Below are 14,141 nucleotides of genomic sequence, written 5' to 3' on the forward strand. Positions count from 1 at the left end.
GCACCCGCAAACGAATCCGCACCCGGCAGACGCATAGGCGCCCCGCAACTCCCGAATTGTCACTACCGCCGCTTACTGTCGAAGCATGGACGGCACAACAGCACCGAATCCCTACGACCCGACATCAGTCGACCGCTGGGCAACAGAGCCCGACAAGCGCCCAGGCCGCACCGCTTTCCAACGCGACCGCGCCCGCGTACTGCACTCCGCCGCCCTACGCCGGCTCGCCGGCAAAACCCAGGTGGTCACACCGGGAACCCGCAGCCAGGCCTGGGACGCCAGCCCCCGCACCCGCCTGACCCACTCCCTGGAATGCGCCCAGGTGGGCCGAGAGCTGGGCGCGGCCCTCGGCTGCGACCCCGACCTCGTCGAGGCGGCCTGCCTCTCCCACGACATGGGCCATCCCCCCTTCGGTCACAACGGCGAACAGGCACTGAACGACTTCGCCGACGACTGCGGCGGCTTCGAGGGCAATGCCCAGTCCCTCAGACTCCTCACCCGCATCGAACCGAAGCGCTTCGTGAAGAGCGACAGGACCGGCGAGTTGGTGAGCGTGGGCCTCAACCTCACCCGGGCCACCCTCGACGCCGCCACCAAGTACCCCTGGCCGCGAGGAGCGCACCCCACCACCCCCAAGTCCCCCAAGTTCGGTGTCTACGAGGACGACAGACCGGTCTTCGACTGGGTCCGCAAGGGCGCCCCCGGCACCCGCACGTGCTTCGAGGCCCAGGTCATGGACTGGTCGGACGACGTGGCGTACTCCGTGCACGACGTCGAGGACGGCCTGCACGCGGGCCACATCGACCCCAACTGCCTGCACGCGGAGCCGGAACGCCAGGAGATCTTCAAGGTGGCCATCGGCCGCTACGTCCCCGCGGACACGGCCCCCGACGAACTCGCCGAGGCGCTGGACCGGCTCCAGAACGAGCCGTGGTGGCCGCACGGCTACGACGGCTCGGCCGTCGCGCAGGCCCGCCTCAAGGACGCCACCAGCCAGCTCATCGGCCGCTTCTGCCTGGCCGCCGAGGCCGCCACGCGCGCGAGGTACGGCACCGGCCGCCTCACCCGCTACGACGCCGAACTCGTCGTACCGCACGAGGCACGGCTGGAGTGCGCGGTCCTCAAGGCGGTCGCCGACCGGTACGTGATGCAGCGCGCGGAGCAGGAGCGCATCCGCGCGGACGAGCGGATCGTCGTCGCCGAGCTGGCGCGGGTGCTCACGGCGCGCGCCCCCGACGGCCTGGAGCCGCAGTTCCGCGCCCAGTTCGACGAGGCGCCCGACGACCGCGCCCGCAAGCGGGTGATCGTCGATCAGATCGCGTCATTGACCGACGCGTCGGCGCGGTCTCTTCACGCGCATCTCACATCCCTGGGGCACAGTGACGCGAAACAAGCCCGAATGTGACCCTCCGTGGCCTGATCGGGCCACACCCCCTTCCCGCATCACGCTGCGTGCGGGACGCTCGCATATGGCGGCACCCTTACGAGGAGGCATCAAGTGGTCGACGCGGATCAGACATTCGTCATCGTCGGAGGAGGCCTGGCCGGCGCCAAGGCGGCCGAGGCGCTCCGAGCGGAGGGCTTCACCGGCCGCGTGATACTGATCTGCGACGAACGCGACCACCCGTACGAGCGTCCGCCGCTGTCCAAGGGCTACCTCCTCGGTAAAGAGGAGCGCGACAGCGTCTTCGTCCACGAACCCGCCTGGTACGCGCGCAACGACATCGAGCTGCATCTCGGCCAGACCGTGGACGCCGTCGACCGTACGGCGAAGACGGTCCGCTTCGGAGACGACGGCACCCTTGTCCACTACGACAAGTTGCTCATCGCCACCGGCTCCGAGCCCCGCCGCCTCGACATCCCGGGCACGGACCTCGCGGGCGTCCACCACCTGCGCCGCCTCTCGCACGCCGAGCGCCTCAAGGGCGTCCTCGCAACCCTGGGCCGGGACAACGGCCATCTGGTGATCGCCGGCGGCGGCTGGATCGGCCTGGAGGTCGCGGCGGCGGCCCGCGAGTACGGCGCCGAGGTGACCGTCGTAGAACCCTCGCAGACGCCGTTGCACGGAGTCCTCGGCCCCGAACTCGGCCAGCTCTTCGCCGACCTGCACGCCGAGCACGGCGTGCGTTTCCACTTCGGCGCCAAACTCACCGAGATCGTCGGCCAGGACGGCATGGTCCTCGCGGCCCGCACGGACGACGGCGAGGAACACCCCGCGCACGACGTCCTCGCGGCCATCGGCGCGGCCCCCCGCACCGCGCTCGCCGAGGCGGCAGGACTGGAGCTGGCCGACCGCGCGCACGGCGGCGGCATCGCGGTCGACGAACGGCTGCGCACCTCCGACCCCGACATCTACGCGGCCGGAGACGTGGCCGCCTTCCACCACGCCCTCTTCGACACCCGGCTGCGGGTGGAGCACTGGGCCAACGCCCTCAACGGCGGCCCGGCGGCGGCCCGCGCGATGCTCGGCAAGGACGTCACCTACGACCGCGTGCCCTATTTCTTCTCCGACCAGTACGACTTGGGTATGGAGTACTCCGGCTGGGCGCCCCCGGGCTCCTACGACGAAGTGGTGATCCGGGGAGACGCGGGCAAGCGGGAGTTCATCGCCTTCTGGCTGAAGGAGGGACGCGTGCTGGCCGGGATGAATGTGAATGTGTGGGACGTCACAGAGCCCATCCAGCAGCTCATCCGCTCCAGGGCACAGGTGAACACCGAGGCCCTGGCGGACCCACACGTTCCGCTGGACAGCCTGGGCGCCTAGAGATCCTGGTCGTCACTGCTGTCAGTCCGGCCCCGTAGAATTCACGCGTGGCTGGACGGATCAACGACGAGGACGTGAAGGCGGTTCGGGACGCGGTCCCGATCGACGCCGTGGTGTCCGAGTACCTCCAGCTGCGGAACGCGGGCGGCGGCAACCTCAAGGGTCTCTGCCCGTTCCACGACGAGAAGTCGCCGTCCTTCCAGGTCAGCCCGAGCAAGGGTCTCTTCCACTGCTTCGGCTGCCAGGAGGGCGGCGACACCATCACGTTCGTGATGAAGGTCGACCACCTCACCTTCTCGGAGTCGGTCGAGCGCCTGGCCGCCCAGGCCGGCATCACGCTGCGGTACGAGGAGGGCGGGTACAACCCCTCCCACCAGCGCGGTGAGCGCATCCGCCTGGTCGAGGCCCACAAGGCCGCCGCCGACTTCTACGTCGAACAGCTCGCGGTCAGTCCCGAGGCCGACGCCGGCCGCAAGTTCCTCGCCGAGCGCGGCTTCGACCAGTCCGCCGCCGAGCACTTCTCCGTCGGCTACAGCCCCCAGGGCTGGGACCACCTCACCCGCTACCTCCGCGGCAAGGGCTTCACCGACAAGGAGCTGCTCCTCTCCGGCCTCTCCCAGGAGGGCCGCCGCGGCCCCATCGACCGCTTCCGCGGCCGCCTGATGTGGCCGATCCGCGACATCGGCGGCGAGGTCGTCGGCTTCGGCGCCCGCAAGCTCTACGAGTCGGACAACGGCCCGAAGTACCTCAACACGCCCGACACCGCGATCTACAAGAAGTCCCAGGTCCTCTACGGCATCGACCTCGCGAAGAAGGACATCGCCAAGTCGTCCCGCGCGGTCGTCGTCGAGGGCTACACGGACGTCATGGCCTGCCATCTGGCCGGAGTGACGACGGCGATCGCGACCTGCGGTACCGCCTTCGGCACCGACCACATCAAGATCCTCCGCAGGCTCCTGATGGACAACGGCTCGGCCCGCGTGATCTTCACCTTCGACGGCGACGCGGCCGGCCAGAAGGCGGCCCTGCGCGCCTTCGAGGACGACCAGAAGTTCGCCGCCGAGACGTACATCGCGATCGCGCCGGACAACATGGACCCGTGCGAACTGCGCCTCGCCAAGGGCGACGAGGCGGTCGCCGACCTGGTCGAACCCCGCACCCCGCTCTTCGAGTTCGCGCTCCGCCAGATCGTCGTCCGCTACGACCTCGACACCCCCGCCGGACGCGCCTCCGCCCTGGACGAGGCCGCCCCGATCGTCGCCCGCATCAAGAACAGCGGCGCCCAGCACGAGGTCGCCGTCCAGCTCGCCGGCATGCTCGGCATCCTCGACACCCAGTTCGTGGTCAAGAGGGTTGCCCAGCTGGCCCGTTGGGCCCGCGACCGAGGCGGCAAGGGCCCCGCGCCCACGAGGGGCGGCACCCAGCAGCAGTACGACACCACCCCCCGCCCCCCGACCGGCGGCCCCGCCCTCACCCTCCGCAACCCGGTCTTCGCCACCGAACGCGAACTCCTCAAACTCGCCCTCCAGCGCCCCGAGTTGGTCTCCCCGGCCTTCGACGCGTACGGCGTGGACGAGTTCACCGCCGCGCCCTACGCGGCCGTACGCGAGGCGATCATCGAGGCGGGCGGCGCCGAGTACGGCCTCCAGGACCCCCAGGACTATCTCGTCCGCGTCCGCGAGGCGGCACCGGACGACGCGGTCCGCGCGATGGTCACCGAGCTCGCCGTGGAGGCCATCCTGCGCCGCACGGTCGACGAGAACTACGCGGGCGAGCAGCTCGTCACCGTCCGCCGAAGAGCCGTAGTACGCCGGATCCACGACATCCAGGGCGCGCTCACCCGCCTCGGCAGCCACGGAGACTCGGCGGAACTGGCCGCCGTACAGAACGAGTTGTGGGTTCTTCAGCAGTACGACCAGGCACTCCAGGTGCACGGCGCCTCAGCGCTCTGAGCGCGTAGTTACGGAACGGACTCAAAAAGTCACCGCACGCCCCTCGTGGCGGCGATGTGTCGTACTCCACACTGGGTTCCGGTGCCTGAGTCCTCGGAGCGCGGCCGATCCGTCCCCAGCGGGTCCTTCACCCCCGCGGTTCCGCTCATCGAGTACGGGACGGACAGCGGTGAGGCCGCCGACTCCGCCCCCGAAGTACCGCTGCCGTACCCCCTGGCAGCGATCATCCTGGAGGTCGCCCCCGTGCAGACCCAGACCCTCGACCAGACCGAGACCAGCACGACGGACGGCGCGGAACCGGACGCGGAGACCGAAGTCCTCGCGACCGTCCCCCCGCAGAGCCGTGCCGCGCACCACCCCGAGACCGCGGACCTGGAGGGCCCGCCCGGGCTCGAAGAACCGCCGGCCGAAGCGGTGGAGACCGCCGAGGCCCCCGAGCCCGACGAACGGCCCCGCGGCCGGGTCGCCGACACCGGCGCGCCCTCCTCGGACCTGTTCCGCCAGTACCTGCGCGAGATCGGCCGCATCCCTCTGCTCACCGCGGCCGAGGAGGTCGAACTCGCCCGCCGCGTCGAGGCCGGCCTGTTCGCCGAGGAGCGGCTCGGCAGCGCCTTCGACCTGGACAGCCAACTCGCCCTCGACCTGGACAAGTTGGTCGTCATGGGCCGGATGGCCAAGCGCCGTCTGATCGAGGCGAACCTGCGGCTCGTGGTCTCCGTGGCGAAGAGGTACGTCGGTCGCGGACTCACCATGCTCGACCTCGTCCAGGAGGGAAACCTGGGCCTGATCAGGGCAGTTGAGAAGTTCGACTACGCCCGCGGCTACAAGTTCTCCACCTACGCCACCTGGTGGATCCGCCAGGCCATGTCCCGCGCCCTCGCCGACCAGGCCCGTACGATCCGCGTCCCGGTACACGTCGTCGAGTTGATCAACCGGGTCGTCCGCGTCCAGCGCCGGATGCTCCAGGAGCGCGGCTACGAGCCGACCCCGGAGGAAGTGGCCGACCACTTGGACCTCGCGCCCGAGCGCGTCAGCGAGGTCCTGCGGCTCGCCCAGGAACCGGTGTCGTTGCACGCGCCGGTGGGGGAGGAGGACGACGTCGCCCTCGGCGACCTGATCGAGGACGGCGACGCGACGAGTCCCGTGGAGTCGGCCGCGTTCCTGCTGCTGCGGCAGCACCTGGAAGCGGTGCTGTCTACGCTCGGCGAGCGGGAGCGGAAGGTCGTGCAGCTCAGGTATGGCCTGGCTGACGGGCGTCCGCGCACGCTGGAGGAGATCGGGCGGATCTTCGGGGTGACCCGGGAGCGGATCAGGCAGATCGAGTCGAAGACTCTGAACAAGCTGCGGGACCATGCATTCGCGGATCAGCTCAGGGGTTATCTGGACTGATGCCGGGTGCGGGCCGGTGGGGGCGGGCCGCGCAGTTCCCCGCGCCCCTAAAGACTCGATCGCGCCCCGTGCTTTCAGGGGCGACCAGCCCCCACCGGCCCGCACCCGAACAACGAACCGCTAGTCCACTTCCGCCACCGCCTGCGCGAACTGTGCCTTGTACAGCCGCGCATACGCCCCGTCCGCCGCCAACAGGTCCGCGTGCGCGCCCTGTTCGACGATCGCGCCGTTCTCCATGACGAGGATCGTGTCCGCGTCCCGGATCGTGGAGAGCCGGTGGGCGATCACGAACGACGTACGCCCGTGGGCGAGTTTGGCCATCGCCTTCTGGATCAGGACCTCCGTACGCGTGTCGACGGACGACGTCGCCTCGTCGAGGACCAGGATCGTCGGGTCGGACAGGAACGCCCGCGCGATGGTGATGAGCTGCTTCTCACCGGCGCTGACGCCGGTGCCCTCGTCGTCGATGACCGTGTCGTAGCCGTCGGGCAGCGTACGGACGAACCGGTCGGCGTGCGCCGCCCGCGCCGCCTCCTCGATCTCGCCCCGGGTGACCTCCCGGGACGCGCCGTACGCGATGTTGTCGGCGATGGAGCCGCCGAACAGCCAGGTGTCCTGGAGCACCATGCCGATGGTGGCGCGGAGTTCGTCGCGGGACATCCGCGCGATGTCGACGCCGTCGAGGGTGATGCGCCCGCCGGAGACCTCGTAGAACCGCATGAGGAGGTTGACGAGGGTGGTCTTGCCGGCGCCGGTCGGGCCGACGATCGCGACTGTGTGGCCCGGTTCCACCGTCAGGGAGAGGTCCTCGATGAGCGGCTTGTCGGGCTCGTAGCGGAAGGAGACGTGCTCCAGGGCGACCAGTCCGCGCAGTTCCTCGGGGCGTTCGCTCGGCATCGGGTCGGCCGACTGCTCCTCGGCGTCGAGGAGTTCGAAGATCCGCTCGGCTGAGGCGACGCCCGACTGGACCAGGTTCGCCATCGACGCGACCTGGGTGAGCGGCATCGAGAACTGGCGCGAGTACTGCACGAAGGCCTGTACGTCACCGATGGAGAGCGAGCCGGACGCGACGCGCAGGCCGCCGACGACCGCGACCAGCACGTAGTTGAGGTTCGACACGAACATCATCAGCGGCTGCATGACCCCGCTGTTGAACTGCGCCTTGAAGCCGGCCTCGTACAGCGCGTCGTTCTGCTCGGCGAACAGCTTCGCCGACTCGTCCTGCCGCCCGAACACCTTCACCAGGTTGTGCCCGGTGTACATCTCCTCGACGTGCGCGTTGAGCTTGCCCGTCGAGCGCCACTGCTGCACGAAGTGCGGCTGCGAGCGCTTGCCGATACGGGTGGCGACGAGGAACGACAGCGGCACGGTCACCAGCGCGACCAGGGCGAGCAGCCAGGACACCCAGAACATCATCGCGAGCACGCCGATGATCGTGAGCACCGAGTTGATCAGCTGGCCCATCGACTGCTGGAGGGTCTGCCCGATGTTGTCGATGTCGTTGGTCGCGCGCGAGAGCACCTCACCGCGCTGCCGCTTGTCGAAGTACGACAGCGGGAGGCGCGACATCTTCGTCTGCACGTTCTCGCGCAGCCGGAACATGGTCCGGTTGACCGCCCGGTTGACCATCCGGGTCGCCACCGCCATCAGCAGCCCGGCCACCAGGAACGTGCCCAGCGCGAGCAGCAGCACATGACCCACCGAGGTGAAGTCGATGCCCTTGCCCGGTGTGAAGTCCGTGCTCTTGAGCATGTCCGCGACCGAGCCCTGGCCCCGGTCGCGCATCGCCTGAAGGGCCTGCGCCTTGGTCGTCCCGGCCGGCATCTGCCGCCCGATGATGCCCGCGAAGACCAGGTCGGTGGCGTTGCCGAGGATCTTCGGCCCCACCACGTTCAGCCCGACGCTGATCACCACGCACACCAGCAGGATGCCGATGGTCAGCCGCTCCGGCCTGAACTGACTGATCAGCCGCTTGCCGGACACCTTGAAGTCCATCGAACGGGCGTCGGGGCCCGTCCCGGCCATCATCCGCCCCATGGGCCCGGCCATCAGGCAGCCTCCGCTTCCGTGAGCTGGGAGAGCACGATCTCTCGGTACGTCTCGTTGTTCGCCATCAGTTCGTGGTGCCGGCCCGTCCCCACGACCCGTCCCTCGTCGAGTACGACGATCCGGTCGGCGTCCCTGATGGTCGCCACCCGCTGCGCCACGATCACCACGGTCGCCTCGGCGGTCTCGTGCGCGAGGGCCGCCCGCAGCGCCGCGTCGGTCGCGTAGTCGAGCGCGGAGAAGGAGTCGTCGAAGAGGTAGATCTCCGGTCGCTGCACGAGTGTCCGCGCGATCGCGAGCCGCTGCCGCTGACCGCCGGAGACATTGGTGCCGCCCTGCGCGATGGGGGAGTCGAGCCCGTTCTCCAGCCCCTCGACGAAGCCCTTGGCCTGCGCCACCTCCAGCGCGTGCCACAGCTCCTCGTCCGTCGCGTCCGGGTTGCCGTAGCGAAGGTTGGTCGCGACCGTGCCCGCGAAGAGATACGGCTTCTGCGGGACCAGGCCGACCGTCTTGGCGAGCAGCACCGGGTCGATCGTCGACACGTCGACACCGTCGACGAGGACCTCGCCGTCGGTCGCGTCAACCAGGCGCGGGACCAGACTCAGAAGGGTGGACTTTCCGCTGCCGGTCGAGCCGATCACGGCCGTCGTCTCGCCCGGGCGGGCCACCAGATCGATGGATTTGAGCACGGGTTCCTCGGCGCCCGGGTAACAGAAGCCGACCCCGCGCACCTCCAGATGCCCGTGCCGGCGCAGCTCGAAGACGGGAGCCACCGGCGGCACGACACTGCTCTCGGTGTCGAGGACCTCCTCGATGCGCTCGGCACAGACCTCCGCGCGCGGCACCATCATGAACATGAAGGTGGCCATCATCACGGACATCACGATCTGCATGAGATAGGCGAGGAACGCGGTCAGGTCACCGATCTGCATCCCGCCGCTGTCGATCCGATGCGCGCCGAACCACACGACGGCGATCGACGACAGGTTCACCGTCGTCATGACCACCGGGAACATCAGCGCGAGCAGGTTGCCCGTCTTCAGCTGCATCTCGGTGAGATCGGAGTTGGCCTTCCGGAACCGGTCCTTCTCGTACTCGTCGCGGACGAACGCGCGGATGACCCGGTTGCCGGTGATCTGCTCGCGCAGCACCCGGTTCACCGAGTCCAGGCGCACCTGCATCGCCCGGAACAGCGGCCGCAGCCGCCGCACGATGATCGTCACGCAGATGGTCAGCGTCGGCACCACCGCGATCAGCACCCCGGACAGCGGCACGTCCAGCCCGAGCGCCAGGATGATCCCGCCGACGCACATGATCGGCGCCGACACCAGCAGCGTGAACGTCATCAGGGCCAGCATCTGGACCTGCTGGACGTCATTGGTCGTACGGGTGATCAGCGAGGGCGCGCCGAACTGGCCGACCTCGCGCGCCGAGAACGACTGCACCCGGTCGAAGATGGCGCCCCGGATGTCCCGGCCGACCGCCGAGGCGGTGCGCGCGCCGAAATAGACGGCACCGGTGTTGCAGACGACCTGGACGAACGAGATCCCGATCATCAGCGCACCGAACGACAGGATGTAACCGGTGTCCCCCTTCACGACACCGTTGTCGATGATGTGCGCGTTCAGGGTGGGCAGGTAGAGGGTGGCGCAGGTCTGCAGGAACTGCAGCAGCACCAGCAAGAGGATGGGTTTCCTGTAGGGCCTGAGATAGGTCCGCAGAAGTCGTATGAGCACGCTGGGTCTCTCGGAGTCGGCGGGTGAGGGGTGGGCGGTCTGCCCCTCGCCCCCATCGTCCGACACTCCACCCGCGTTACCTCAACTGATTAAGCCAAGAGCAGTGCCACATGCGCCCTTATGAACCCTTAAGAGCGGAACGCGCGAACTCCTACGACCGGAACGCTCCCGGATGGGTCTGTTCCCGTACGGACACGTACTGCTGGCGCACCGCCTGCCCTACGGCCAGTTCGTCACCCGGCTCCAGCACCTGCGCGACCGGACCCTGCCAGGGCGGCGGGTTGCGCGGGTCCAGCGTCCCCTGCGAGACGCCGAGCGCCCACGCGGCCTGCCGGGCGGCACCGATCGCCGCGTAGTCGGCGGGCTGCGGTACGACGACCTGGGTCCCGAACAGCGCGGGCGCCGCGGCCTGCACGGCGGGCAGTTCGGCGGCAGGACCGAGCAGGAAGAGCCGCCGTACGGCCACGCCCCGCCCGCGCAGCACGTCCAGCGCGTCCGCGAGCCCGCACAGCATGCCCTCGAACGCGGCCCGCGCCAGATGCTCCGCCTTCATCGACTCCCGCCGCAGCCCGGCCAGCGTCCCGGCGGTGTGCGGCAGATTCGGCGTCCGCTCACCCTCCAGGTACGGGAGGAACACCAGCCCGTGCGCACCCGGCGTCGACTTCATCGCCAGCTCGGACAGACTCTCCAGATCGGGCAGCCCGAGCAACTCGGCGGCCCCGCGCAGGGTCCGTACGGCGTTGAGTGTGGTGACGACCGGCAGATGCATCCCCGTCGCGTCGGCCAGCGAGGTGATCATCCCGCTCTGGTCGACGAGCGCCTCGGGATGTACGGCCATCACGGACCCGGAAGCACCGAGCGAGACCACGGCGTCCCCGAACCCGATCCCGAGCCCGAAGGCCGCGGCCATGGTCTCGCCGGTCCCGGCGGAGATCAGCAGCCCCTCCGGAGTCGTACCGGCCGCGTCCGACGGGCCGATCACCTCGGGCAGCATGGCCTGGTGACCGAGGGCCAGCTCGACGAGGTCGGGCCGGTAGCCGCCGCCGGCCGCGGACCAGTACCCGGTCCCGGAGGCCCCGCCCCGATCGGTGGTCCGTCTGACCGGCCGCCCGAGGAGCTGCCACACCAGCCAGTCATGGGCCTGCAACAGGGCGGCCGTACGGCGGGCGTTGTCGGGCTCGGTCCGGTTCAGCCAGCGCAGCTTGGTCACCGGCTGCGCGGCCTGCGGGACACAGCCCACCGCCTGCGCCCACGCCTCGCGCCCGCCGAGCGCGTCGATCAGATCGGCGGCGGCGACCTGCGCCCGCTTGTCACCGCCGACCATCGCGGGCCGCACGGTGTTGCCCTGCGCGTCCAGCGGCACCAGCGCGTTCTGCTGCGCGGACACACCGATGGCCTGCACACCTTCGAGCAGCCCCCCACCGGCCGCCTCGCCCAGCGACAGCAGCCAGGCCTGTGGATCGACGTCGGAGGGCCGCCCGCCGCCCTCGGTCTCCGTTTCGACCGGATGCGGCGCGTATCCCTGCCTGAGCACGGACCCCGTGTCCGTGTCACAGACGACGATACGAGTGAAATCGGGCGAACTGTCCAACCCGGCGACTATCCCCATGGCAGAAATTCTGCCGTACGGCGGGAGGTGGCCGTGCCGGGTCGGGGCTCCCTAGGTGTTGCTGGTGCCCCAGTCGTCCTCGCCCGTGCCGTTCGCGTTGCGCTCACGCAGGGACCGTACGCGCTGGGCGACGGAGTCGGGGACCCGATCGCCCACCTTGTCGCCGACCGCGTGGTAGGCCTTGCCCGCGAACTGGCGGCCCTGCTGCGCCGCCGACTCGGCGGTGTTGCGGACGGCCGGGTTCTGCGCGACCTGGCGTGCCGACTTCTTCAGCTGCTCGTAGCGCTCGCGTCCGGCCCGCGTGCCCAGCACGTAACCCAGAGCCAGTCCGACGACGAACGTGAGCTTGTAGCGCATGACGGCCACCCTTCCCTTGCGTAGTCCCTCGCGGGTCCGTCCCTCGCGGGTCTTCGGCGCGGCATCGGTGCGGGGGGAACCGATTGGCGGAGCACCCCCCTGCTTGCGCTAATGTATGTGTCGCAGCGAGCGCACGCCCCCTGGCGAATACCCGGGTAGGTACGATCGATGCAACGAGGCATTCCCCTGTAGCTCAATTGGCAGAGCAGCCGGCTGTTAACCGGCAGGTTACTGGTTCGAGTCCAGTCGGGGGAGCTTCGGTCTTCCGTAGCTCAATTGGCAGAGCAGCCGGCTGTTAACCGGCAGGTTACTGGTTCGAGTCCAGTCGGGAGAGCAGGCGCTTGGAGAGTGGACGAGGACCCCGTTGGGGTCCTTTTTCATGTCCCCCGGAACCGCCCGTGGCAGGCCGCTGTCCTCATGGTCGTGCGAAGTCGACCATCCGAAGCAGGAGATCGTATGAGCGGCTATGCTGCGGCAGACGGCGCGCACAAATGTGCGCGACGCGCCGTAATGGGGCGGTAGCTCAGCCGGTTAGAGCAGCGGACTCATAATCCGTCGGCCGTGGGTTCGAGTCCCACCCGCCCCACCTGTGCAGGTCTCTGACCTGCGGAAACGTTCATTTTGTCCTGTCGGGTCGTCAACTTTGCCTGAACGGACTGAATCCGCTGCTCGTGGGTTTCGAGTCGGGCGGTGCTCAAAGCAGTTCGAACCCCTCTGACCTGCGGTGGAGCAGGTGATCGAGGTCGTGGCTCGCGGTCAGTGCGACTGTTCTGACGCTCGATACCAAGATCCAGGGGCCGTACAGGGGCCGGGACGGCGCGCCCGCGTCCAGGCCGTGGCTGTCCACGGGGCGATTCGTCTTCCCGTCTGTTGGTTGTGCGGGCGCGGTCGGGGCCATGGCGGTCGGCGTGCCGATGGGCCACTGGGCGTTCAGCAACAGATGGCTGCAGAGAGAGCGTCTGGCGATGGCCGGGGGGTTAGGGAAACGGCCCGAAGAGGAAACGGCCCGGAACAGAGGTGCAGCGGCCTCTGAACGAACTCGGCCGCTCTGGCAGCGATGCAGAACCAGGCAGTGGTGGCCGACCTGCCCGTGCGTGGAACGGCGCCCGCGCTGCATGTGGGCCCGGGCAGGGAGTTGGTCGGGGCCGGGCACGTGCTGTGTGCTCGGCCCCGCGGGTTCAACGGGCTGGTGTTGTCAGGTGTAGTAGCCGCTGGAGTCGAGCGGGGACTCGGCCTCCAAGTGGCCAACGTGCTGGCCGACGCACCGGGATGCCCATGCCGAAACCGATGTGGTCTGAGGGGTGCGGGTGAGGCCGAAACGGTCGGGGTCGGTCCAGCGGGTCGGGTCGCGGGTGGCGGCGCCGAGGAACATGAAGATTTTGGTGCCCTCGGGGATGACGACGACGTCGGCGGTGGCGGTGGCGGTGCGGAAGAATGCCTGCACCGGCGACTGCTGGCGCACCGCCTCGCCGAAGGCGACCCGTGCCAGCTCCGGTTATTCCCACAACCGTTGCCGCTGCTCGGGATGCCTGGCGAACGCGTACAGGCAGGCCGCCGGGCCGTGCACCGTGGTGTCGATGCCGGCGGTGAGCAGGGAGCGCACTACCAGCGGTGCCTGTGCACGCGTGAGGTCCCCGCGGTCGGCGGCGACCCGGATCCGTGCACCGAAGCCATCCTCGGACAACGCCACCCGCGCGCAGTCGCGTCACGTGCCTGCGGACCTCGTCGCCGAGAGCGGCCGGCGTAATCCCGTGCGCCGAAGCGACGGCAGAGTCGATCGGTCCAGCAGGGCGGCGACGGCACGTACGTACATGGAATACGTACTCCTACCGACGTGTCCCTGACACGTGTGCCGTTTTCTTGCGTTCATGACGACACCGAGCGTGAAAGCGCAGATGCCGAGGAATGTCAGGCTGGCGTTGGTGGGGGTATGGGTCCAGGCCGTGCTGAACCTGGCGGCGGGATTCCTGTTGCTGGCCGTGGTGAGCGACGCGGTGGACCACGGTCAGGACGAGGGGGCCGGGCTGCTCCGGTTCGTGGCGGTGCTGTCGCTGCTGATCGCGGGGGCACTCCTGCTGTGCGGTGTTTTCGCGGGCAAGCGGTCGAACGGGATACGCGTCACAGTCATCGTCATCGAGGCGCTGAGCCTGCTGAGCGGTGTGCTGGGCCTGTTCCAGGGGGGAGGCGTCGGGGTCCTCCCGAGCATCGCCTTCGCCCTCGTCGTGCTGCGGGGGTTCAGTTCCGCGGAAGCCAGGAACTGGTTCGACCAATGAGATACGGGTCGAAGC

At 69.2% G+C, this 14,141-nt stretch carries 11 protein-coding genes and 3 tRNA genes; 8 read left to right on the forward strand and 6 right to left on the reverse strand.

The window, feature by feature from the left end:
• Nucleotides 1–85: 85 nt before the first annotated feature.
• The 4 genes from SSP08S_RS07630 (at nt 86) to SSP08S_RS07645 (ending at nt 6,105) form a co-directional block, all read left to right on the forward strand.
• Complete coding sequence (locus SSP08S_RS07630) at nt 86–1,405, forward strand: deoxyguanosinetriphosphate triphosphohydrolase (protein ID WP_026178277.1); 1,320 nt, start codon at nt 86–88, stop codon at nt 1,403–1,405.
• A 93-nt stretch (nt 1,406–1,498) separates the two neighbouring features.
• Nucleotides 1,499–2,764 carry an NAD(P)/FAD-dependent oxidoreductase gene (locus SSP08S_RS07635; protein WP_019066988.1) on the forward strand — a complete coding sequence of 422 codons (1,266 nt, stop codon included), beginning with the start codon at nt 1,499–1,501 and terminating at the stop codon, nt 2,762–2,764.
• A gap of 47 nt (nt 2,765–2,811) precedes the next feature.
• On the forward strand, nt 2,812–4,716 hold the full coding sequence (dnaG, locus tag SSP08S_RS07640) for a DNA primase (protein WP_019066989.1): 1,905 nt from the start codon (nt 2,812–2,814) through the stop codon (nt 4,714–4,716).
• An 81-nt stretch (nt 4,717–4,797) separates the two neighbouring features.
• Nucleotides 4,798–6,105, forward strand: coding sequence for an RNA polymerase sigma factor (locus tag SSP08S_RS07645; protein WP_019066990.1), 1,308 nt, complete (start codon nt 4,798–4,800; stop codon nt 6,103–6,105).
• Between the two features lie 120 nt (nt 6,106–6,225).
• Here SSP08S_RS07645 and SSP08S_RS07650 read toward each other — a convergent pair whose 3' ends face one another.
• From SSP08S_RS07650 to SSP08S_RS07665, 4 genes are all read right to left on the reverse strand, one after another.
• The gene (locus tag SSP08S_RS07650; protein WP_019066991.1) at nt 6,226–8,154 is read right to left on the reverse strand and encodes an ABC transporter ATP-binding protein; all 1,929 of its coding nucleotides are present in this window, start codon (nt 8,152–8,154) and stop codon (nt 6,226–6,228) included.
• The gene (locus SSP08S_RS07655) at nt 8,154–9,887 is read right to left on the reverse strand and encodes an ABC transporter ATP-binding protein (RefSeq protein WP_026178278.1); all 1,734 of its coding nucleotides are present in this window, start codon (nt 9,885–9,887) and stop codon (nt 8,154–8,156) included. The genes SSP08S_RS07650 and SSP08S_RS07655 overlap by 1 nt, the downstream gene beginning before the upstream one ends.
• A gap of 151 nt (nt 9,888–10,038) precedes the next feature.
• Nucleotides 10,039–11,496: a xylulokinase gene (locus tag SSP08S_RS07660; protein WP_078532367.1), complete on the reverse strand. Its 1,458-nt coding sequence runs from the start codon at nt 11,494–11,496 to the stop codon at nt 10,039–10,041.
• 51 nt (nt 11,497–11,547) lie between these two features.
• Entirely contained in the window at nt 11,548–11,853 is a 306-nt protein-coding gene (locus tag SSP08S_RS07665) for a hypothetical protein (protein WP_019066994.1), read from the reverse strand.
• A gap of 182 nt (nt 11,854–12,035) precedes the next feature.
• Between SSP08S_RS07665 and SSP08S_RS07670 the strand changes: the two genes are divergently transcribed.
• The 3 genes from SSP08S_RS07670 to SSP08S_RS07680 all read left to right on the forward strand — a co-directional run bounded on the left by SSP08S_RS07670 (nt 12,036) and on the right by SSP08S_RS07680 (nt 12,439).
• Nucleotides 12,036–12,108, forward strand: a tRNA-Asn gene (locus SSP08S_RS07670).
• A 6-nt stretch (nt 12,109–12,114) separates the two neighbouring features.
• Nucleotides 12,115–12,187, forward strand: a tRNA-Asn gene (locus SSP08S_RS07675).
• Between the two features lie 178 nt (nt 12,188–12,365).
• Nucleotides 12,366–12,439 (forward strand) — tRNA-Ile (locus tag SSP08S_RS07680).
• A 609-nt stretch (nt 12,440–13,048) separates the two neighbouring features.
• On the opposite strand, the gene SSP08S_RS63275 is transcribed toward SSP08S_RS07680, so the two are convergent.
• Both SSP08S_RS63275 and SSP08S_RS63280 read right to left on the reverse strand, forming a co-directional pair.
• The gene (locus tag SSP08S_RS63275) at nt 13,049–13,315 is read right to left on the reverse strand and encodes a cytochrome P450 (RefSeq protein WP_026178279.1); all 267 of its coding nucleotides are present in this window, start codon (nt 13,313–13,315) and stop codon (nt 13,049–13,051) included.
• 33 nt (nt 13,316–13,348) lie between these two features.
• The gene (locus tag SSP08S_RS63280) at nt 13,349–13,537 is read right to left on the reverse strand and encodes a hypothetical protein (RefSeq protein ID WP_245607846.1); all 189 of its coding nucleotides are present in this window, start codon (nt 13,535–13,537) and stop codon (nt 13,349–13,351) included.
• 184 nt (nt 13,538–13,721) lie between these two features.
• On the opposite strand from SSP08S_RS63280, the gene SSP08S_RS07700 reads away from it, so the two are divergent.
• A complete protein-coding gene (locus SSP08S_RS07700; protein ID WP_245607847.1) occupies nt 13,722–14,126 on the forward strand; it encodes a hypothetical protein in 405 nt (134 codons plus the stop codon).
• Nucleotides 14,127–14,141: the final 15 nt, after the last annotated feature.

The organism is Streptomyces hokutonensis (assembly GCF_000376565.1).
Taxonomy (GTDB): domain Bacteria; phylum Actinomycetota; class Actinomycetes; order Streptomycetales; family Streptomycetaceae; genus Streptomyces; species Streptomyces hokutonensis.

Excerpts from the sequence above, each read along its gene's own strand:
- SSP08S_RS07630 (WP_026178277.1), top strand. The coding sequence starts at position 86 with ATGGACGGCACAACAGCACCGAATCCCTACGACCCGACATCAGTCGAC.
- SSP08S_RS07650 (WP_019066991.1), bottom strand. The coding sequence starts at position 8,154 with ATGGCCGGGCCCATGGGGCGGATGATGGCCGGGACGGGCCCCGACGCC.
- SSP08S_RS07660 (WP_078532367.1), bottom strand. The coding sequence starts at position 11,496 with ATGGGGATAGTCGCCGGGTTGGACAGTTCGCCCGATTTCACTCGTATC.
- SSP08S_RS07665 (WP_019066994.1), bottom strand. The coding sequence starts at position 11,853 with ATGCGCTACAAGCTCACGTTCGTCGTCGGACTGGCTCTGGGTTACGTG.
- SSP08S_RS07700 (WP_245607847.1), top strand. The coding sequence starts at position 13,722 with ATGACGACACCGAGCGTGAAAGCGCAGATGCCGAGGAATGTCAGGCTG.